Origin of the sequence: Psychrobacter phenylpyruvicus DSM 7000 = NBRC 102152, from assembly GCF_000685805.1 — a bacterium.
GTDB lineage: Bacteria > Pseudomonadota > Gammaproteobacteria > Pseudomonadales > Moraxellaceae > Psychrobacter > Psychrobacter phenylpyruvicus.
In genome coordinates this window covers 36504-57881 of the sequence record NZ_JMKP01000017.1, presented here as the reverse complement: position 1 = coordinate 57881, position 21378 = coordinate 36504, and the positions used below count along the sequence as shown (strand labels likewise).

General features: G+C 43.0%; 17 protein-coding genes. 7 read left to right on the top strand and 10 right to left on the bottom strand.

From position 1 onward, the window contains the following. Positions 1-175: 175 nt before the first annotated feature. Positions 176-1816, top strand: coding sequence for an FAD-dependent oxidoreductase (locus tag G561_RS14310; RefSeq protein WP_051584456.1), 1641 nt, complete (start codon positions 176-178; stop codon positions 1814-1816). Between the two features lie 87 nt (positions 1817-1903). Here the strand turns inward: G561_RS14310 and G561_RS14305 are convergent, their stop codons facing one another. Both G561_RS14305 and G561_RS0108020 read right to left on the bottom strand, forming a co-directional pair. Beyond that, positions 1904-2593: an LOG family protein gene (locus tag G561_RS14305; RefSeq protein WP_051584455.1), complete on the bottom strand. Its 690-nt coding sequence runs from the start codon at positions 2591-2593 to the stop codon at positions 1904-1906. 301 nt (positions 2594-2894) lie between these two features. Next, the gene (locus G561_RS0108020; RefSeq protein WP_028859077.1) at positions 2895-3590 is read right to left on the bottom strand and encodes a putative quorum-sensing-regulated virulence factor; all 696 of its coding nucleotides are present in this window, start codon (positions 3588-3590) and stop codon (positions 2895-2897) included. A 393-nt stretch (positions 3591-3983) separates the two neighbouring features. Here G561_RS0108020 and G561_RS14300 point away from each other — a divergent pair, with 393 nt between their 5' ends. Then, a complete protein-coding gene (locus G561_RS14300; protein ID WP_037031993.1) occupies positions 3984-4967 on the top strand; it encodes a DUF1853 family protein in 984 nt (327 codons plus the stop codon). Positions 4968-5148: 181 nt separating this feature from the next. Here G561_RS14300 and bamB read toward each other — a convergent pair whose 3' ends face one another. The 8 genes from bamB to ndk all read right to left on the bottom strand — a co-directional run bounded on the left by bamB (position 5149) and on the right by ndk (position 14036). Continuing rightward, positions 5149-6345, bottom strand: coding sequence for an outer membrane protein assembly factor BamB (gene bamB / locus G561_RS0108010; protein ID WP_037031992.1), 1197 nt, complete (start codon positions 6343-6345; stop codon positions 5149-5151). A gap of 211 nt (positions 6346-6556) precedes the next feature. Beyond that, entirely contained in the window at positions 6557-7384 is an 828-nt protein-coding gene (locus tag G561_RS0108005; RefSeq protein ID WP_028859075.1) for a YfgM family protein, read from the bottom strand. A 74-nt stretch (positions 7385-7458) separates the two neighbouring features. Next, entirely contained in the window at positions 7459-8769 is a 1311-nt protein-coding gene (hisS, locus tag G561_RS0108000) for a histidine--tRNA ligase (RefSeq protein ID WP_028859074.1), read from the bottom strand. 73 nt (positions 8770-8842) lie between these two features. Beyond that, complete coding sequence (ispG, locus tag G561_RS0107995; protein WP_028859073.1) at positions 8843-9967, bottom strand: flavodoxin-dependent (E)-4-hydroxy-3-methylbut-2-enyl-diphosphate synthase; 1125 nt, start codon at positions 9965-9967, stop codon at positions 8843-8845. A gap of 128 nt (positions 9968-10095) precedes the next feature. Then, positions 10096-10953, bottom strand: a complete 858-nt coding sequence (locus G561_RS0107990; RefSeq protein ID WP_028859072.1) for a helix-turn-helix domain-containing protein — start codon at positions 10951-10953, stop codon at positions 10096-10098. 160 nt (positions 10954-11113) lie between these two features. Next, positions 11114-11893, bottom strand: coding sequence for a tetratricopeptide repeat protein (locus tag G561_RS0107985; RefSeq protein WP_028859071.1), 780 nt, complete (start codon positions 11891-11893; stop codon positions 11114-11116). A 152-nt stretch (positions 11894-12045) separates the two neighbouring features. Beyond that, positions 12046-13242 (bottom strand): dual-specificity RNA methyltransferase RlmN, encoded by a 1197-nt coding sequence (rlmN, locus tag G561_RS0107980; RefSeq protein WP_051584459.1) that lies wholly within the window; start codon positions 13240-13242, stop codon positions 12046-12048. Positions 13243-13604: 362 nt separating this feature from the next. After that, positions 13605-14036, bottom strand: a complete 432-nt coding sequence (gene ndk / locus G561_RS0107975; RefSeq protein WP_028859069.1) for a nucleoside-diphosphate kinase — start codon at positions 14034-14036, stop codon at positions 13605-13607. Between the two features lie 859 nt (positions 14037-14895). Between ndk and G561_RS0107970 the strand changes: the two genes are divergently transcribed. From G561_RS0107970 to G561_RS0107950, 5 genes are all read left to right on the top strand, one after another. Beyond that, entirely contained in the window at positions 14896-16641 is a 1746-nt protein-coding gene (locus G561_RS0107970) for an FMN-binding glutamate synthase family protein (protein ID WP_028859068.1), read from the top strand. An 18-nt stretch (positions 16642-16659) separates the two neighbouring features. Beyond that, a complete protein-coding gene (locus tag G561_RS0107965) occupies positions 16660-17583 on the top strand; it encodes a phosphodiester glycosidase family protein (protein WP_028859067.1) in 924 nt (307 codons plus the stop codon). Positions 17584-17814: 231 nt separating this feature from the next. Then, positions 17815-18906, top strand: a complete 1092-nt coding sequence (ychF, locus tag G561_RS0107960; protein ID WP_028859066.1) for a redox-regulated ATPase YchF — start codon at positions 17815-17817, stop codon at positions 18904-18906. 130 nt (positions 18907-19036) lie between these two features. Beyond that, positions 19037-20509 carry a deoxyguanosinetriphosphate triphosphohydrolase gene (locus G561_RS0107955; RefSeq protein ID WP_028859065.1) on the top strand — a complete coding sequence of 491 codons (1473 nt, stop codon included), beginning with the start codon at positions 19037-19039 and terminating at the stop codon, positions 20507-20509. A gap of 129 nt (positions 20510-20638) precedes the next feature. Then, entirely contained in the window at positions 20639-21367 is a 729-nt protein-coding gene (locus G561_RS0107950; RefSeq protein ID WP_028859064.1) for a TetR family transcriptional regulator, read from the top strand. Positions 21368-21378: the final 11 nt, after the last annotated feature.

The window sequence follows — 21378 nt, the reverse complement described above, 5'->3', positions numbered from 1 at the left end:
ACCCTAAAAGCGCTTGCATAATCCGCTTATCATCACCATCTATAGTACAAACCTTAAGTCAACTTTACGAGGCTACTACCTTGAAGCAACAGTGATTTTTATGGATATTTGCTACTGTAATTGAGCATCAAATTAACACAAATCCTTATTAAGTATAACTACTGACTTAAATATAATGACCAATAAAACTAATAATAACGTTAATAAAACTCTAAACCAGTTACCCAAAGCAGGGCACTTGAAGGTAGGTATTATAGGCGGCGGGGTTGCAGGATCAACCATTGCCATTCGTCTAGCGGCTTTAGGCATTGAGACTTATTTATTTGAAGCCAAAGCCAGTTTAATCGATGGTCCACCTATGTGCCACCTTCATGCTGGTGGTAACTTATATCGTGAAATACCAGATGAGGACTGCGTAGAGCTATTGAAACAATCGATAGACATGTTACGCATGTATCCACACAGTATTGACGTTAGACCCACTATTATCACCATTCCTAAGCGAGATGATGGCAATCCTGAAGACCTTTTGCCTCGTCTACAGCTGCTTACTCGTGAATATGAAGCCATGATCGCCGCTGACCCTGCCAATAAGGTATTGGGAGAAGCTGAGGACTACTATCGTCTCTATGATAGACCGCAGTTACAGGCCTTACTTGAAGCCAATGATTCGGACCCCTCTTTATTTCCTGAAGGGCAGATACCCCAAGAGCTGGATCACTGGGTAGTCAATGCAGCAAAGAATCTAAATTTAGACAAGCTCAAATTCCCTATCGTTGCAGTACAAGAATATGGCTGGAATATTTTCCGTTTGGCTGCCTCGGCTCAGATTGCCCTTGGTTGTTATCCCAATGCTCACCTGCTACTCAACACCCAAGTTATCGATGTTACCGAAGCCAATAGCGCTAGCAGTGTGACCAAGACTGATGCCAGTAATGTTAGTAATAAAGAGACAGGACCAAAGTGGGCAATCAATTACCAGCAGGCTCAAGCGTCTGGTCAAACTGAAGCTAAAACCATTACTGTGGACTACCTAATCAATGCTTGCGGCTTTAAAACTGGCATTATTGACAACATGGTTGGAATCCCTGTGCAGCGTATGGTTGAGTTTAAGGCTTCGTATGTGACGCATTGGAACCGAGCACCTAAAGTGTCTCCTACCGCTGTCAATGAAGATTTAGTCCATCCTGTTATTAGGATGCCGGAGATTATCATTCACGGCAAAAGAGGCACGCCCCAAGGCATGGTTCAGCTCACGCCTTATCCTGACGGCTACTATCAAATCCATAGTATGAATAAAGCCGTCACTTTATTCAAAGATGGCTTAGTGGTCACCAAAGAAGACGATGCTCAGCCCAAGCTAAAGCCAAAATACTTGGATTACATTGAAGAGGGTTGGAATCCGGACACATTGCATGAACGCAGCCAAAGAGCCATTGATGAGGTCAGTGAGTTTGTGCCAACTTTCGCTACTGCGACCCCCACAGGGAATGCTTTATACGGTGGTCAACAAATACCTGGGGATAATGACACCTTACGAGTGGCAGATGTCAGCCTGTACCCTGGGCTGAATTATGCTCGTGCTGAGAACGTTAAAGCCTCCTCGGCATTAGAGGCTTCTGATGATATTGTGGCACTGCTTGAATCACAAAAACTCATTCAATCAACAGCGCAGCAACACTCGACTCGCCAGCATCATAAATGGAGTTACTTAAGCAATAGCAGTAAGCAGGAAGTGGATGAGTTGGCACGACAGTTTGCCACTGAACGTGCTTTCCCGGCACCCATGTCTGGAGTGGTTACTCCTTTGAAATAACAACGGACGATTTAATTGAATCAAAAAAGAGCTGCCTTTGATAAGGCAGCTCTTTTTGGTTACAAAGAATACTAATCCAGCATTCCCTTAAATTTTATGCGTGGCCACTGGATCATCAATATGCACCAGCTTATCCAGTAAAGCTACCGCTGATTCAATATCATCACACACCACCAATCTCTCTATGTCTTCTTGCTTCATAAAGCCTTCTGCTGCAGTGTGCTTTAAGTGCTCAATCAAAGGATCATAGAAACCATTAATATTTAGAATGACCATAGGTTTTTCGTGTTGGTAAAGCTGACGCCAAGTGGCAATCTCCATGATTTCTTCTAGAGTACCCAGACCTCCCGGTAAGGTAATGAAGGCATCTGCGTACTCCGCCATGATTGCTTTACGAGTGTGCATGGTATCGGTCAGATGCAGACGGGTTAAGCCTTCATGAGCAATCTCATGGTCTAACATAAAGGTAGGAATAACCCCTACTGCCTGGGCGCCACCTGATATGACGGTATCAGCCACAGCTCCCATAAGGCCAATACTGGCACCGCCATAGACTAGGCCCATGTCATTCTTTGCCAAAGCCTCACCCAACTCCCTAGCTGCCGCTTCGTAAACTGGATTATTACCCATACGTGAGCCACAATAGACGGCCACCAAGGGCTGCTTGATAGTCGACTTGTCTACCACGTCACTCACATGCTCAACATCTTTGCTGGTAATGGTTGTACGAACTGTTTGTGCTGCTGAGTTGGTCTCAGCTTTTAACTTTTGAGTCATAAATAAATGCTACCTTGAACTATTAGAAAGTTATAACTAGGTTGTGAAGACACAATGTTGCTATCATAACATAGTCGGCAGCCTCGAGCTTTGTCACTGTGTTCGTTTTGGTTTAAAAACAATGCCTTAACCTATCGAGTTTTATAATCATATTTATAGGGAAATCAAAATAGGTACACCAACGCTTAATGATAATAATCAATCTACCACTTTAACTATTATTACGGAGCGCAACCAGCCCCTTACTGCTAGTTTACATTTATCAAAACCGCTGAGGATTTTCTATTAGGTAGCTAAATCGCTACTCTGGTGTCTCTAATTCACTGGTTATACGGTGTTGTAATGCCGAGTATAGAGAGGGTGTCAAATTAGGAATATTAGCTAACATCCATTTAATATAGGCTATGGGTAGCTCGTCAATACTCTGGCCTTTATATTTACCAAAAGGCATCTTTTTCACCGGTTTAGCGATGTTGGAAATTCTGTGGGCAGTGGCAAAATCGGTAGGTTCAAAATTTAGGCGCTCACAGCAGGCTTTATATAATAAGTAGCACATTCTAGCATCACCAAGCGCATCATGGGCTGCAGCCGTCATATGGGCAGCTTGTTCTTTACCAATTAGCTGTTCGATGCATTTGGACTGAGAGTACCGATGCCATTCGGGGAAAGCAGCTCTAGCCAGTCTCACTGTACATATGAGTTTAACTTTAGGCCGGCCAATAACCCCCCAATCAAAGCGCACATTATGACCGATGAGATAATCGCTTAGCTCAAATCTGGTCAAATCAAAAGCCTCAAGTCCTGCTACATCAGCGTCAGTGATACCATGGATTTTGGTCACAAAAGGTGAGATAGGACGGCCACTATTAAAATAGGACATCCACTCATGGCCTGTGGATACCTCAATGGTAGCCACTTGAATCGGTCTAGGATCTCGACCTTGATCCGTCTCTGTATCAATGACTAAGGCAGTTGGGGCGTCTAAAGTATCTGGCATCGGCTCTTTCAATTCTTGGTTATTTGGAATTTAGCTTTTTAAATTTTAGCTCTTAGAATAAGAAGTATTTGAATGTTAGGGTTTGGCCATAAGCTCATAGTTATTGAAGCTCATAGTTATTGAAGACCATAACTATTTAAACCTATAGCTGTTTTGAACTGATGATTTTGAACTTATAACCTGTAAGTATTATACAGCCTGAAGGCCAGCTAGATGTCAGACTAAAGTTAAGCTAAGTTTGTTTTAAGTTGCCATCTCAGCTTTTAAGTTGCCATCTAGACTTTAAGGCATATACTGTTGCTATACTTACAGACTATAAACGATATACTTGTAGGCTCTACCTCTTAGTCAAGCTACTATCCCCAAACCACAAACTATATTTTTGAATAATCTATGCCCTTTGATAAGTCACAACCTTGGCTACAATACAAACGTCCGTTTGTGCGAGACTTAGCCTTTGCCCTTGCCTGCCCTGATGTGTTGAAACAATGGATCTCGGCTGATCCTAATTTAATATCACAGCAGATATTTGTGCATGAGCCTCAGTTTTGGCTGACCCAATATCAAAATTATTCCCCGCGTTTAGAGCAGTTGGATGACAGTCCTGCTTATCAAGAGCTAACTCGATATCTGATGTCACGCCCTAGTCCTTATCGTTTAGGCTTTCACTTTGAGGGGTTGATTCATTTTTGGCTAGAAGATGGCTTTCAGTTGGGGGTGCACCCTTATGAAGTCGTGGCTCACAATGTACAGCTATACAGCGGCATGCAAACCACCGGTGAATTAGACTTTATCCTAAAGAACCATGAAAGCGATGAGATTGAGCATTGGGAGCTGGCAATAAAGTTTTATCTGGGCTCTGCTCCCTATGATAGATTCGACAATTGGGTTGGTATTAATGCTCGCGACACTCTGCAACGAAAATTAATGCATATGCAAACCAAACCCTTTCGAAGTATCTGGATCGATTTGGATTTTTATAACCAAATAAAAATTGATAAACGCTATATGGTAATGAAAGGCAGGTTCTTCAAAGACAGCAACAGTAATGAGCCGAGCCCTGAATGGTTAAACCATACCTTCCCTCTGCATAGCTGGTACCATATTGACAGTCATAGCGACTTTGAGGCTTTACAGATGCCTGAGTTACGCCCAGCACATTATATTGAGTGGCTCACCCATCGGCCATTTTATGATGCTGATTTTTTGGCTCAAAGCCACGTTACCAACTTAGACCCACACTTAGACAAAGACGAGCTGCGTCGACGTCGCTACCGCTTGTCGCAGTGGCCTTATGTGCCACTTGAACTTAAAGATATCGATACCAACTTATATTTTAACCAGGGTGAGCCTGTGGTATTGGTTCGCGATAAATAAAGTAGCTCAAAATAATTTGTTGTTATTAATATCCTTCAACACTTACAAAAAAAAGAAGCCCAATGACTTAGGCTTCTTTTTTATATTTTAATTTTTATAATGCGGTTTTTTGGTCTAGTTTTGTAGTATCTAGCATCTATTAACTCAGAGCAGTTAACCTAGAACAATTAACCTAGAATAACTAACGCACTAAACGCCACACGCTCACTTGACCAGATTTGGTCTGAGTCAGTAAGTAGCCACCTTGAGAGGTCAGTTTGACAATAGGGCCTTTGGTTTGGGTACGGCTAACAATACGACCATCTTGTGGCGATAAGAAGTGGACTACCCCTTCTAAATCACCAACAGCAATATAGTTGCCAATAAGCTCAGGATTGCTTAACTGACGATAAGCCAGAGCTTCGTTTTCCCATAATAGTTCACCTGTACGACGGTCAAAGGCTTTTACTATACCGTCTAGCGTGGTGGTAATTACTGCAGTATCGGTAACCGCTAAGCTGTTTTTACTGGCCGCTTCTTGTAAGAAAGTAATCTGACCGCTGGCCAGATCAGCTGACATTAACTGACCACTATAGCTAACGGCTAGAAGCTGACCTTTATCCACAGTGGGAGTACCATCAACATCTGTCATGCGCTGAATTTCACTGGCACCTGAAGGGATACCCACGCGGCGGTTCCATTTAGGAATACCTGACTCGATTTCAACCGCATGCAAACGACCATCCGCGCCGCCCATAAGCGCAGTTTGATTGTCTAATAAAGTTGGCTTAGCGCTACCACGGACACTAATGCTTGGGGTTTGGGTAGCAAACTGCCAAATAGACTGGCCCGACTGTAACGATAATCCATGCATAATCCCGTCATTGGCAGACAGTATCACCCGGTTATTATGGATTAAGGCAGGCGCCAGTACCGTACCACTTATCTTATTTTCCCATTTAACTTGACCGTTATTAGTATCAAGTGCAACCACACGAGCTGACTTAGTGGTTACCACAGCGGTCTGACTGGTGCTGTCAAAAGCAACCGCCCCTACGATGTCCTCTTTTAAGTCAACACTCCATAGAGTTTGACCATTTAGACCATAACTTTGTACTTTACCAGCCCCTGAAGCGACGACCAGTTGCTTGCCATCGAAGCCCACTTCAAAACGGTTAACATCCGCCAACTTCGAGCGGTCACTAATTGAGGTTTGAAATACTGGTTCAACCACATTGATAGCTTGTTCAAGTTGCACTAATTTAGTCGGCTTATGCTCTTCAGGTTTAATGGTCTTTCCACAAGCAGCAACCAAGGCTATGGAAGCACACAGAACAGTAATCTTTGAGGCTTTAGAAATAAGGCTTGCTGGTGTAGATAGCGGTTTATTGTTATACATAGTTGAATCAGCTCAATCAGGTTAAAAATCATAGTGCCAAAAAAAGCTTGGATGCCTTCTTGGAACTAATCTTATGGTTGTGTATGTTATAACAAATTCGGTTATAAACAAAAAGTCAAAAGGCTATTTATTGTAATTACTTATTGTAACTCAGCTTAGCTCATAGGTCGCAATCATAAATTAGCTGCTAGATAAATAGCAGCTTGTAACTTTATTGCGCTGCCTTTTCAGAAGCAGCTGCTTCAATCTCAGCGATAGCCGCTTCTAGCTCAGGATTAATCTCATTACTTCCTACCAATTGCGCTTGCTGCATGGCTTCAACGTCTACAACTTGCTCAGCAGGCTCAATAGGCTTAGGACTTACTCCTAAGTTTTCAAGCTTCAAGCGCAAGAAAGGACGTTCTTCATGACGCTTAGACAATAAGCTCCAGGCATTTTCATAAGCACGTACCGCTTTCTCGTTGTCTTTTTTGGCCAAATAAATATCGCCTAACAGTTCTTGCTGACTGGCTTCAAAAGCAACAGGCACATCAATTGAAGCTTGAGTTAATGCAGCCTCTACATCACCACTGGCCAATAACACTGTGGCATAACGAAGCTGGGTAATAGAATGCAGACCTGCATCTTTTAGATCAATCTCTAATGCTCTTTTTAGAGCAGCTAAGGCGGTCTTCATATCATTGGCATCCACTGCATTACGCGACTTAATCATAAGCGCCTGCCAAGCATAAACAGTATTGCCATGTTCTGCTACTAAAGCATCGATATCCGCATTTAGCTTTTTGCTGGCTTCGGCATTGCCCTCTGGTTGACCCAGTAACTCATCATTAGCCGCTTCAATGGCCGCATATTTATCTGCTGCTACCGTGTCGGCTTTCATACCTGAGCTTTGCAGGTAGTTCCATCCAAAATAGCCTATCAGTGCCAGTAGTATAGCGCCAATAATATAGCCAGAAGCCTGCTTAAGCTTCTCCATTGACTGCGGTTCACCATTGGGGTTATTCGTTTGTGGTGAATTTGAAGAGGGAATCTTGGCCATAAATCTACCTAAAAAGTTAATTACCGAATATGCAACAGAACTGTATTGCCAATTGCTTAAAGATAAGTTTTGAATTATAAACTAAAGTTTTCAGCACTGTGTAGCCATAACTTATCTTGGCTTACCTGCTCCCCAGTTTCCATCGTTTTGATACTGATACTGCCATTCTCTATTTCATCTTGCGCTAAGATGACAGTTATTTTAGCGCCTGACTTATCGGCTTTTTTCATTTGAGCTTTCATGCTATTGGCACTAGACATCTTAATGCGTAAATCTTGACGGGCTTCGCGCAATGACTGGGCGTATAGCAATCCTTCAGCGTATAAATCAGGATGAACCACTACAAACACGTCGCAAGAAGCAAACTCAGGCATTGGATTTACCGCTTGTACCAATAGCAACAGTCTTTCAAGACCCATAGCAAACCCTACTGCTGGATCTGACTTAACCGCTTTGGCTTTATCTGCAGGCTTGCCAATAGATTTCAATTGACCCACTAAACCATCATAACGGCCGCCGGCACAAACCGTTGCTTGTGAGCCCAGCTTATCGGTTACCCACTCAAAGACAGTTTTGTTATAGTAATCCAAGCCACGGACCAATTTTGGGTTGACCACGTAATCGATACCGAGCGCTGCTAAGTAAGTTTTTAATTGCTCAAAGTGGGCTTTACTGTCTTCACCTAAGTAGTCGGCAAGCTTAGGTGCATTTTCTAAAATTGCTTGAGTCTCTTTATCTTTACTGTCTAAAATACGCAGAGGATTGGTAGTTAGACGGCGCTGACTGTCTTCATCTAGTAAGTCTTTTTTGTTATTTAAAAACTCGACTAAAGCCGCGCGATAAGCCAAACGCTCATCTAGCTCACCTAAACTATTAATCTCTAAAGTTAGTTCATGGTCAATGCCAAGACGCTGCCACATGGTGTGCGTCATCGCAATCAGTTCAGCTTCCACATCAGCAAGCTCACTACCAAAAGCTTCTACGCCTAGCTGATGGAACTGGCGATAACGACCTTTTTGCGGCTGCTCATAACGAAACATAGGCCCTATATACCAAAGCTTAGGACTATCACCACGCAGTAAGTTATGTTCAATAACTGCTCGTACTGCGCCTGCTGTACCTTCCGGACGCAGGGTAATGGGTGTTGGTGGATCGGACTTATCGGTGAAACTAAACATCTCTTTTTCGACGATATCTGTTGCATCGCCGATGGCGCGGGCAAATAACTGTGTCTCTTCCACTATTGGCAGACGAATTTCATCATAGCCAAATTGATCTAGGACGTTCTTTAACGTGCTCTCTAAATAGCGCCATTGACCGCTAGGTTGGCTACTCGAAGTAGCCACGTGCAAAATGTCATTAAAACCTTTGATCGACTTAATCATATTATTTGCCCAATTTTTATTCAGCTTAATCCGTAACACATAGGGGAGCTAAGACAGTTATTACTGTAACAGACTACTTGCTGCCATCCACACGTAAAATTTCATTGGCGGCTTTCTGCTCTGCCTCTGCCACACGCTCTCTAACCATTTTTTCGATATTATCAACTACGGTAGTAGTATCGATTAAATGACTCTTCTGACCTTGCAAATACACCAATGAATTCGGAGAAGCCCCTACCACTCCAATATCGGCTTCTTTGGCCTCACCTGGGCCGTTAACCTTACAACCAATGACCGAAACATCCATCGGAATTCGCACATCTTCCAAACGTGCTTCTAACTCATTCATCACTCGGATCACATCAAACTCTTGGCGAGAGCAACTTGGACAGGCGATAAAGTTAATGCCATTGGCACGAATACCGAGTGACTTTAAGATATCAAAACCGATTTTAATTTCATCTTCAGGCTCAGCGGCTAATGAGATACGAATGGTATCGCCAATGCCATCTAACAATAAGCCGCCTAAAGCAATGGCAGACTTAACCGTACCAGTACGATATACCCCAGCTTCGGTTACTCCTAAGTGCAGCGGATTATCGATTTGCTGCGACAGCAGGCGGTAGGCATCTAAAGTTAAAAACACGTTACTAGCTTTCACCGATACTTTGTACTGATCAAAGTTCAGGCGGTCTAAAATATCGATATGGCGCATGGCAGATTCCACCATAGCCTCACCAGTTGGCTCTGTATATTTACGCTGAATCTCTTTTTCTAAAGAGCCTGCATTAACCCCAATACGAATAGGAATATTATAATCACGAGCACAGGCTACTACTTCTCGAACCTTGGCATCATTACCAATATTACCTGGGTTAATACGTAAACAGTCTGCCCCTGCGGCTGCGACCGCTAAGGCAATCTTATAGTCAAAGTGAACGTCTGCAATTAATGGAATATCGACTCGCTTTTTGATTTCTGCAAAAGCAGCAACGGTATCCATGGTAGGCGTTGAAACACGCATCATATCAGCGCCAGCATCAACACAGCGCTGGATCTGAGCGACCGTAGCCTCTACATCACAGGTGTCAGTGTTGGTCATACTTTGCACACTGATTGGGGCATCACCACCGACTGCCACATCACCGACATATATTTTTTTGGTTTGACGACGTTTAATTGGAGAGGGAGTAGACATAGCACTTCTCAGTTGACTGAAAATTTATAAAACGATTATCTAATCATGCAGGGCTTAACTAACTTCAAGCTGCATAGATAAGCCCATAACTCTGAATAAATAAGATAGAAAACGAAATCAATTAGCTATTAAGGAGCTAAACTAAAGTTGGCTTGGTCATTCTGGGCAAAGTCATTTAACTTAATCGACTCTCCATTAAGACTCAAAGTCACATTAGACACCTTGCCAATTTGCACATTAAAGGGCGCTTTTCCAGACAGCTTATAACTACCAGCGCCCTGCTCGCCTGTTAATAAAGTTTTGCCTGTGGCATCGACAACCGTTAATGGAGTGGTATCTGTAACTCGAAAGTCTAATGTTGCGTCTTGAGAGTTGGCTGCAGAATCTAGGTTCAAGGCTGAACCTGCGCTCTGTAAATCGTCACCTCCACTTACCACCGTAGTGGTCACGGCAGCACCTGCTGACTGTTCACTGTCAGATAAGTCATCTAGCACAGTCCTGTCTTGTGTTTCAACCTGTGAAGCATCTTTAGCGTTGGAGATAGTACGAATTAAAAATACCGCTAAAATAATCAGACCAATTAAGCCAAGTACCAAAAGCGGATTAATACGAATAGAGCGTCGACCTTCTCGCTGTAAAGTACCCATAGGTTTTAGCGGAGACTCAATATCATCAACGCTTTTCTTTTTTAATTCATCAGGATAATTGCGATTAAAGCTCTCTGCGATCTCATCTGGGTCTAGCCCAACATACTTAGCATAGTTAATCACGAAACCTCGGGCAAAAGCAGCTTGTGGCAAAGCCCTGAAATCCTCTGCTTCAATAGCCTCAAGATGGCGACGTAGGATAAATAATTCAGCCGCCACATCATCTAAGGTTAGGTTTTTGCTAATACGAGCTTGTTTGAGTCGATTACCAAACGAACCGACATTCTTATTTGATGTATCTAAGGTGGGGGTCAACGGGTCTTTTCTATCGATTTCCATGATGCCTCTGGGTTACGAATCCAAATTTTTAGCTTTTTGGCTTCTTCACTATGCGGTAAGTCAGCTAAAGCTGTCGCGAATTATGTCTATGCATGAATAACTTACTTTATGGTTAATTCTTTATACGTAATTCTTTATACGTAATTATATTGAGGTCAAGCTAAAGACTCAACTTAGCCCCTTGCTGCTGTATTCTAGGATGATTTATATCAAACTCTACTAGAATTAACATCTCAGCATATAGGGCCTTAGCTTGTTGCCACTGCTCACTTTTAATCAATAAATCTACCAGCTCTAAGTGTGCCAATAGGTTGTTGCGGTCACGCTCTAAGATTCTGACAAAAGTTTCAGTGGCAAGCTCATTGTTATCCACTTTTAAAGCAGTAACGCCTAAGTTCTCTAAAGCCTTGATTCGGCCTTCATAGCCTAAAGCTGCTCCAGCTATTTTAAACTGAGTGAGAGCTTCATCATATCGGCCCAACTGCGCCAGATAAACTCCGTAATTATTGCGTGCTTTCATCAACTGTGGCTGCAATATTAAAGCTTTTTGAAAATAGCTTTCCGCCTTAGTGATATTTAATGGGCTACCTTCTGTTTGCAACAAAACCCCCATCATATCATAAGCAGGGGCATAACGTTCATTGGCAGCCAGCGCTTTTTCTAACTGACGCTTGGCATTATCTAGCTGATTATGCTGTAAATATTGAGCCGCCATCTGAGTTCTAATATCCGCAATCTCATTAGCTTGTGCGCTAGAGTAGGCTTTATTAGCAGCATGCTCCATAATTGGGTAGGTTACTGACTGGCAACCCAACATAAGTCCTGTGGCCGCCAGCAGTATAGCAAAACGTCTATACGCTTTAACTAAGCCAAAATCTCGGGATAATGTCAGCCAACCTATACGCTCAGCAGTCAAATAGTTCTGAGCAATGCTTGTCATTTTTATCCCTAAATAGATTTTGTTTTGCTAAATATAACACCACCTTCATGGTATTGTAACGACCTAGCCCAGATTGTGCACCTAAAACCTCTAAATTTTTTGTGCTAAGACACCCGCTACTGCTACTGCTACTGCAAACAATAATAGAAGCTCTAGTTTGCTTCTTGCTCAGCTTGACGAGACTTAATACTTTGTTGCCACTTAGCAGAGCGACGGGTTCTGTCTGCTACTTGTCCCACTAATTGACCACAAGCCGCATCAATATCATCGCCACGGGTTTGACGAATGGTGCAAACAAAGCCGGCATTATTCAAAATATTACTAAAGGCATGAATGCGGTTATTGCTTGAGCGATCATAAGGCGCATGTGGGAACGGGTTAAACGGAATTAAGTTGATCTTGCTAGGCAACCCTTCAAGCAGCTGTACCAACTGATGCGCATGCTCATCACTGTCATTAACCCCTGCCAGCATGACATATTCAATGGTAACGTGCTTTTTATGACGAGGGTTATTGTCATGAACATAAGCTTTGGCCGCAGCAATCAGCTCACTTAACGGATATTTTTTATTAATTGGCACCAACTCATTACGCAGCTCATCATTTGGCGCATGTAATGAAATGGCTAAGGCCACGTCTATGTCTTTATACAAATCATACATTCTTGGCACCACGCCAGAAGTAGATAAAGTCACTCGACGTTTGGACAGCCCATAAGCATGATCAGACAGCATCAGACTCATCGCAGATACTACCGGCTTATAGTTCAGTAAAGGCTCACCCATGCCCATCATCACTACGTTTGTGACATTATTTTGCCACTCCGAGCTGTCCACGCCCTCCATATAAGAAGCATTGGCTACCCATAACTGACCGATAATTTCAGCGGGGGTCAGATCACGCTCAAAGCCTTGCTTACCGGTACTACAGAAGCTACAGTCCAAAGCACAGCCCACTTGAGAGGAGATACACAAAGTTTTGCGGCCATTGACCTTACTGTCGTCAGCAGGGATCAACACCGTTTCTACCAAAGAGCCTCCGGCAACCTTAAATACCCATTTACGAGTCCCATCTTCACTAAATTCTTTGTGCACCACTTCTGGCGCTTCAACACAAGCCTGCGCACTTAGTTTCTCGCGTAGAGCTTTAGATAAGTTGGTCATTTGTTCAAAGTCGGTTACCCCGTGCTGATAGATCCATTTCATAACCTGAGTGGCCCGAAACGGCTTCTCCCCTATCTGCTTGAAGTACTCGCCTAACTGCTGCTGACTCATGCCAAGAATATTGGTCTTAGTATGAGTATCTTGGTTAGGGTTATATGTGACTGGCGCGCTATCAGCGGGCTGCATTGGAATTTTGGTCATGAGGACTAACTAACCTAATAGGATATGTGGGTTGGATAGATACGATCACAGTGGAGCGTAAAGATAGCTTTTTTAATTTTTCAAGCTAAAGGCATATAAAGCTAAGCAGTTTGCTGTATAAATATAAAATAGTTATATATAAAAAGACTGCCTAATAGTATGTGGCTATTATAACTGAAATTTTCAACTCTAATCAGTTTTGTCAGAATCTGCATATTACCAAGCCACAAAAGTCTTGGCTGTGAATTAACAATGAAAAACGGCCAAGCCGCAGGCCTAGCCGTTTCTTTTATAACCCTGGTTTTCTATCTAAAAACCGGCTAAAGCTTAAACTCTAAAAGCTTAAATTAACGAGTGCGGTCTAGTACTTCGTCTTCGTTAAAGAAATAAGCGATTTCACGTTTTGCTGATTCAGCTGAGTCAGAACCATGTACGGCGTTTTCATCGATGCTTGAAGCGAAGTCTTTACGAATAGTACCTTCTGCAGCTTCAGCTGGGTTAGTAGCACCCATAATTTCACGATGCTTAGCGATAGCATTTTCGCCTTCTAGTACAGACACAACCACAGGGCCTGAAGTCATGAATGAAACTAGGTCATTGTAGAAAGGACGCTCTTTATGCTCAGCGTAGAATCCACCTGCTTTTTCATCATCAAGATGAAGCATTTTAGCACCAACAATTTTCAGACCCGCTTCTTCAAAACGGCTGTAGATAGCGCCAATGTGGTTGCCGCCAACTGCGTCAGGCTTGATGATAGATAAAGTACGTTCGATAGCCATGTTAAGCTCCTCAAAGTTTATTAAGTTAAGAAAAAAATATATTTTTATAGGGTATGAAAACCAACCTTCTATAGACAGAGGCTGTCTTCAAACTGCGCTTATTATAACTACTCATTGATTAAATAACAGAAAAAAACGAAATCTATCGCAAAATAGCAACATTCTGATACCAACTCTTAAGTATTACTGCTATTTAAGGGCACTATTTCACTAATGAAGAGCATTATCTCACTAATAAAGGCGCTACATCACTAATAGATAGTTAAAGATGCAGTGCCGATAACCACAGCTAAAATAAAATCTGCAGTCTGTGTTGTCGCTAACTAAGTGTTATATATCTGTTATAACTTGCCAATAATCAGAGCCAAATATTAGGTTAAAAGTTAAACATTAGCTATAATAGAGATAAATATTCGGCATTTTTTAACTAATTTATATTCATCTTTAATCCTAAGCTGTTAGCGGTTACCAATACCCCTTGGCAACCGTTTTTATTTTTGTAGACAACACAATGTTTTGTCCAAAAAACATACGCACTTTCTGGATTCTTTTAAGATGACTTTTGGGTTGGCTATAGCTCCAGCTGAAGGCTTGTTTATAACTTATAAACCACAGTAAATAACTGAGCAATTCACGTCCTTTTTATAATAATCAAATAAAACTTATGCACGCAGATAACGTCTGTTTGCGCCAATTGCTATATTTACCTTTTCAGTTTTACAAGCTAATACATTCGGTTTTACAAGCTAATACAAGGTTAAAAAACGCTCATTATCAAATAATAGTTTACGGATTGTATTTAACAATTGGTTGTATTTAATAAATAGTTGCCCTTAACAAAAGCGACAAAGGATTTTTCATGTCAAAATCACGAACTGCTATTCCTGCTAAAGCAGAAAGTACTGATCGTAATGAACGCCAATACCAAGTAGGTGTGGTAAAACGTTATGGTCTATTTTTTGCTATGGTAATCCTGACCTTGATTGCCATCTTACTGCAAACCTGGTGGTTGGCCTTAATTGCAGGCGCCCTGGTAGCGGTAGGTATTTATGACTTATTGCAATCAAAGCACTCTGTGCTTTATAACTATCCTATTGCTGGTCATATTCGTTATTTTTTAGAAAGTTATCGTCCAGAGATTCGCCAGTACTTTATTGAAAATGATAAAGAAGAGGTACCTTTCTCACGCCAGCAACGTGCTTTGGTTTATCAGCGCGCAAAAAACGTCAGTGATACCAACGCTTTTGGTACCCTTGATGACTTATACGCCCAAGATAAAGAGTGGTTTTTGCAATCACAAACCAGCCACCCGTTAGATGTGGAAGATTTTCGCATTATTGTGGGTAATGAGCGCTGTCAGCAGCCCTATTCTATGTCTGTGTTTAACATCTCAGCCATGAGCTTTGGTAGCTTGTCGGGTCGAGCGATTATGGCCCTTAACCAAGGCGCCAAAATGGGCGGCTTCGCTCATGATACTGGCGAAGGGGCAATTAGTCCCTACCACCGTAAATATGGCGGCGATCTAATTTGGCAGTTAGGTACGGGTTACTTCGGCTGTCGTGACGAGCATGGTAACTTTGACCCTGAGCTGTTTGCCCAGAACGCCAATGACGACCAGGTAAAAATGATCGAGATTAAGCTGTCTCAAGGGGCGAAGCCTGGTAAAGGTGGGGTGTTGCCTGCTGAAAAAATTACCAAAGAAATTGCTTTAACACGCCGTATTCCTATGGCTGAAGACTGCATCTCACCCTCTACTCACTCGGCATTTAATACCCCACGTGAGTTGGTACACTTCTGGCAACAGCTTCGTGAATTATCAGGTGGCAAGCCGGTGGGCATTAAGCTGTGTATCGGTCAGCCTTGGCAATTTATGGCCATCGTAAAGGCTATGATTGAAGAAGACAACTATCCAGACTTCATCGTCGTCGATGGCGCTGAAGGTGGTACCGGTGCTGCGCCTGTAGAATTTATGGACAGCTTTGGGATGCCACTAATCGATGGCTTCTTATTTGTGCATAACACTCTAGTCGGCGCAGGCATTCGTGATAAAATAAAAATCGGTGTCAGTGGCAAAATTGTCTCAGCTTTCGATATCGCCAAAATGTTGGCTCTTGGCGCTGACTGGTGTAACTCAGCGCGTGGCTTCATGTTTGCTGTGGGCTGTATTCAATCTCGCTCTTGTCATACCAACACCTGTCCTACTGGGGTGGCGACGCAAGACCCTTATCGTGAAAAAGCGCTCGATGTTCCAAGTAAATCAGAACGTGTGGCAAGCTTCCATAAAAATACGCTAAAATCTTTGGCAAACTTCGTAGGCGCAGTGGGTCTGTCTCATCCTTACGACTTGCACCCTTATCACGTGGCAAGACGTATGAGTGATGGCTCAATCAAACTGCTATCAAGATGTTTTTACTTTATAGATGAAGGCGCGTTGTTGACGATGGATGCCCGTTCAGACATCTATAACCAAATGTGGGTTATGGCAGATCCTGACAGCTTCAAAGCCGATAACGAAGCTTATGTAGCCTATAACGAGGACTCTCGTGACACCAAAAAAGTGACTAAGTCTACGCCCGTTCATTTAGAATTCCCAACAGATATATAATATGGTTAAGGCCCCTATATGATGAATTCTCTCTCTAGCTTTAAGCCAAAAAACTACTGGTCTATCATTATCATCAGCTTAGGGGCCTCTGTATTACTGTCAGGCTGTAAAAACGCAGAGCTTGATGCTCTAATAGAGTCAGTAAAAGAGGCGACCGCTGAACAGCAACAGTTTTGTGAATCCAAGGCCGCCCCTTTTGCTCATGCTGTGTGTCAGGTTTCACAAAATGAGCTACTTGAAGCCAACTCCCCTTTGTCTTTGCATTTATTTTGGAAGTCAGGTCAATGGCATGCAGCGCAAGATGACAGTAGTATCCGTATAGTGGATCAAGATCAATCTATCCAGCCCTTATATAAATTCAATAACCTGCTCGCCGACCTGCCAAAAAATAGCGAGTTAAAGTTCGCTGCGAACGCAGGCATGTACAACGCTGAATTCGCCCCCATCGGTTTTACCGTACTTCAAGGCCGGCAGATTTTATCGCTGAATCTAAACGAGGGAGCGGGTAACTTTCATATGATGCCCAACGGGGTACTGTGGTGGGACAAAAACAATCGAGTGAGCATCACCGAAAGCCATAAATTCAATGAAATGCTGCAAAGCGGTGTGGCCAAACCTTGGTACGCTACTCAGTCAGGGCCAATGTTGGTTATCGAGGGTAAGCTACATCACAAGTTTAATCCTGCTAGCACCTCACAAAAAATTCGTAATGGGGTGGGCGTCTGTGAAGATGGCAACATAAAGTTTGTCACTAGTAATGAGCCGGTCACCTTTTATCAATTTGCCAGCTTATTTAAAGAAGATTTAAACTGTGCCAATGCCCTATTTTTAGACGGCGGTATAGCCTCGGCATTATACGCCCCAGACATTGACCATCAGGACAATAAAAATATGGGGGTCATGGTAGGCCTAATCGAAGATCACAGCAGTAATAAGCAATAGCTCACCCCCTTTCAGACAATTTTTGCTACAATACCTGCTAATTTATTTAGCCGCCTTCTATTAAGCAATTGTTTGACACTCAGATTGATACTCAGACTGAATTTATTCAACCAGTATCAACAGTAATTATCCTATTCAACAGCTATTTTTTTTAAAATTTATATCACCCTTAGTATCCGTATTAAGTATTCCATTTATTTTATTTTCAAATCAGATTAAGAGAGACAGAACATGGGCTTTAACTGTGGCATCGTGGGCTTACCAAACGTTGGAAAATCAACTTTATTCAACGCTTTAACCAAAGCCGGTATTGCAGCCGAAAACTTCCCTTTTTGTACCAAGGATCCTAACGTAGGTATCGTACCTGTACCTGATCCTCGCTTAAACAAGCTAGCTGAAATCGTAAAACCTGAGCGGGTATTACCGACTACGATGGAGTTCGTGGACATTGCAGGTCTAGTAGCCGGTGCTTCACAAGGTGAAGGCATGGGTAACCAATTCTTAGCAAACATTCGTGAGACTGACGCCATTGCTCACGTGGTTCGCTGCTTTGACGATGACAACGTGATCCACGTAGATGGTCGTGTCAGCCCTATTGATGATATCGAAACCATCAATACTGAGTTGGCGCTGGCAGATCTTGAAGCAGTTGAACGTGCGATCACTAACCTAACCAAAAAAGCTAAGGGCAATGACAAGGACGCTCAAGCTACCTTGGAGGTGTTCAAAAAAATTGAACCGCTATTAGCAGAAGGTAAAGCAGCACGCGGGGCTAATTTAGACAATGATGAAAAGAAACTGATCAAAAGCTATGGTCTAATTACCTTAAAGCCGACCATGTATATTGCCAACGTCAGCGAAGATGGCTTTGAAAACAACCCTTACCTAGATGCTGTGCGTGAATATGCGGCCAAAGAAGACGCCATCGTACTGCCCCTGTGTAACCAAATTGAGGCAGAAATCTCTCAATTAGATGAGGCCGATAAAGCCGACTTCTTAGAAGGCATGGGCATGGAAGAAGCCGGTCTAGACCAAGTAATTCGCTTGGGATATAAGCTATTGGACATGCAGACCTACTTCACCGCAGGGGTAAAAGAAGTGCGTGCATGGACCGTAAAAGTAGGCGCTACAGCTCCCGAAGCAGCCGGTGTCATTCACACAGACTTCGAACGTGGCTTTATTCGTGCTGAAGTTATCGCCTATGAAGACTTCATCGAATATGGTGGTGAAAAAGGCGCTGCTGCTGCTGGTAAATCTCGTCTAGAAGGTAAGACTTATATTGTTCAAGATGGCGATGTGATGCACTTTAGATTTAACGTATAAGTTTAAATTAACAGGCTCAAACCGCCTGAGACTATCTTATTATCAATACTGAAAAGCCGATAAGTTAACTTATCGGCTTTTTCTGTTATGCTAATCGTAACTTATCCCTACTTTGTTGATTTGGTGATTTATGACTCAGCCTAGCCTTAATTTAAACGCTCATTTAAATAGCTCTAGCCTAAAGAGCCTATCTGCGCACCAACGTTGGTCCTATCTATTCACTGACCGCCGTCTGGGCAGTATAAAAAAAGACATCTCAAAAGAGAAGTCACGTACCCCTTTTCACAAAGACTATGACCGATTGATTTTCTCCCAATCTTTTCGACAGCTCAACCAAAAGACTCAAGTCCACCCGCTTACCAATCAGATGGGCATCCACACTCGGCTCACCCACTCTTTAGAAGTGTCCTGTATTGGTCGATCACTAGGAATGATGGCCGCAGAAAAGCTGCAATATAAGCTACCCGAAGGCTTACCTCGTGGCATCAGTGTGGGCGATGTTGGGGTAATAGTACAAGCCGCTTGTCTAGCGCATGATATTGGCAACCCTCCTTTTGGTCACGCTGGTGAATATGCCATTAGAGACTGGTTCAATCAACCGAGTCAACAGCCGTTTTTAAGCTACATGACCCCTGCCCAGCGCTTAGACTTACAAGGTTATGAAGGCAATGCGCAAGGCTTTAGGCTACTGACCCGCAATGAGCATCACCCTGACCGAGGCGGCATGCGCCTAACCTGTGCCACCCTAGGGGCTTTTATGAAGTACCCATGGTTGGCCGAACACAGTAATGTTATTGAGACAGATGCCTATACTGAATCTAGCTCGCCTACTCCGATTCGAGCCTTAGATATCAAAAAATACGGCTGCTTTAATAATGACGCCAATTTACTCGATAAATTAGCAGGCCAACTGCACTTACCTTATGCCCTCGATCACGACGGGTATGCCCGTCATCCTCTAGCTTATTTGTTAGAGGCTGCCGATGATATCTGTTATGCCCTCATCGACTTAGAAGATGGCATTCACCTCAATATGATTAGCTATGAAGAGGTAGAGCCTTTAATGATGGGGCTAATTGGCTCACGAGGAGTGCCCCCAGAAGTAACTAACAATGCACCCATTGTCCAAAAACTAGCCGCGTTACGAGGCCGGGCCATGATGCGCTTGGTAGATAAAGTCACAGAAGCTTTCGTTACCCATGCTGATACCATGCTGGCAGGTGAAATGCATGGCAGCTTATTTGATCACTGTGAGCTCAGCGTGAGCGAAGGGATCAATAGGGCCAAAAACTTAGCGTCGAGCCAAATCTTTGCGCATCCTAGTAAGATACGCATGGAGCTGATGGCCAATCGTTGTCTGCAGACTTTATTGGAAGCTTTTATGCCGTTAGCGTTACTGCCCATTACTAAGCAGCCACCTCACTTTGAACAAAAGCATCTGATTCAATTATTATATCAACACCTGCATACTTTAAATCGAGAGCTGGGTATGGACGTCTATGAAAACGCGTTAAATATCTTAGATTACCTCACTGGTATGAATGACCATGAGGCCTATCGACTGGCTCAGGATTTAAATGGCATTGGTGATAAAGTGTGGTAAGCTTAAAGTTATGCTAACAGGTATGCTTCCAACTAGTACCATAATAAGCACCCATTCATTAGCAAGCTATGTGGGCTGCAACGCTTTGCAAGCCACATTAATGTTTATTTTCGACTGAGATTGTTTATCATGACCAGCACTAACAGCAGTAATAGCCCCTCAAGTAATAACCCCTTAAACAGCCGCGAACAAAAAAAGCGCCAAACCCGCCAAGCTTTCTTTAACGCAGTACTAGATCTTTGTATGATGGGCCAGTCATTTGCGTCTATCAGCTTACGTCAAGTGACCAGAGAGGTAGGCGTAGTACCAACCGCTTTTTATCGCCACTTCGATGATATGGAATCCCTAGGCCGTTGTCTGGTAGAAGAGGAATTAGGTGAAGCACTGTCTACATTGCGTAGCGGTTTACAGATGGGGCGTAAACGCAGTTATGATCGCCAAATCGCTAAGAGTATTCAGCTGTTCTTTGCCTCAATTGATGAGCATCCTCGTTACTGGCAGTTTTTGGTCAGTGAGCGCTTTGGTGGCTCTGAGTCGGTTCGTAATGCCATCGATGCTCAAATCAAACTGTTTGCCAAAATTATGGGCGAAGACTTGGGCATTCAACCCGCTTTCCAACATATTAATGCCGAAGACAGACGCCTACTTGCTGAAGCGGGCTTGAACTTATTTTTGACTTGGATCATTGATTGGTTAGATCTGACCTACTCCCAGGCGCATGATGAGGAAGGAGATGCCAAAGATACTGAGCATAAAAAAGAGCAAATGCTTAGACAATGTACTAGGCAGGCACAAATGCTGTTTTATGGTGCAGAAAACTGGCGTTCTAATGAGACTACCTTATTGGCAGATGACTAATTGGGTAGACA

Excerpts from the sequence above, each read along its gene's own strand:
- ychF (WP_028859066.1), top strand. The coding sequence starts at position 17,815 with ATGGGCTTTAACTGTGGCATCGTGGGCTTACCAAACGTTGGAAAATCA.
- G561_RS14305 (WP_051584455.1), bottom strand. The coding sequence starts at position 2,593 with ATGACTCAAAAGTTAAAAGCTGAGACCAACTCAGCAGCACAAACAGTT.
- G561_RS0108005 (WP_028859075.1), bottom strand. The coding sequence starts at position 7,384 with ATGGCCAAGATTCCCTCTTCAAATTCACCACAAACGAATAACCCCAAT.
- hisS (WP_028859074.1), bottom strand. The coding sequence starts at position 8,769 with ATGATTAAGTCGATCAAAGGTTTTAATGACATTTTGCACGTGGCTACT.
- G561_RS14300 (WP_037031993.1), top strand. The coding sequence starts at position 3,984 with ATGCCCTTTGATAAGTCACAACCTTGGCTACAATACAAACGTCCGTTT.
- G561_RS0107970 (WP_028859068.1), top strand. The coding sequence starts at position 14,896 with ATGTCAAAATCACGAACTGCTATTCCTGCTAAAGCAGAAAGTACTGAT.
- ndk (WP_028859069.1), bottom strand. The coding sequence starts at position 14,036 with ATGGCTATCGAACGTACTTTATCTATCATCAAGCCTGACGCAGTTGGC.
- G561_RS0108020 (WP_028859077.1), bottom strand. The coding sequence starts at position 3,590 with ATGCCAGATACTTTAGACGCCCCAACTGCCTTAGTCATTGATACAGAG.
- G561_RS0107965 (WP_028859067.1), top strand. The coding sequence starts at position 16,660 with ATGATGAATTCTCTCTCTAGCTTTAAGCCAAAAAACTACTGGTCTATC.
- G561_RS0107990 (WP_028859072.1), bottom strand. The coding sequence starts at position 10,953 with ATGGAAATCGATAGAAAAGACCCGTTGACCCCCACCTTAGATACATCA.
- G561_RS14310 (WP_051584456.1), top strand. The coding sequence starts at position 176 with ATGACCAATAAAACTAATAATAACGTTAATAAAACTCTAAACCAGTTA.
- G561_RS0107955 (WP_028859065.1), top strand. The coding sequence starts at position 19,037 with ATGACTCAGCCTAGCCTTAATTTAAACGCTCATTTAAATAGCTCTAGC.
- G561_RS0107985 (WP_028859071.1), bottom strand. The coding sequence starts at position 11,893 with ATGACAAGCATTGCTCAGAACTATTTGACTGCTGAGCGTATAGGTTGG.
- ispG (WP_028859073.1), bottom strand. The coding sequence starts at position 9,967 with ATGTCTACTCCCTCTCCAATTAAACGTCGTCAAACCAAAAAAATATAT.
- bamB (WP_037031992.1), bottom strand. The coding sequence starts at position 6,345 with ATGTATAACAATAAACCGCTATCTACACCAGCAAGCCTTATTTCTAAA.
- rlmN (WP_051584459.1), bottom strand. The coding sequence starts at position 13,242 with ATGCAGCCCGCTGATAGCGCGCCAGTCACATATAACCCTAACCAAGAT.
- G561_RS0107950 (WP_028859064.1), top strand. The coding sequence starts at position 20,639 with ATGACCAGCACTAACAGCAGTAATAGCCCCTCAAGTAATAACCCCTTA.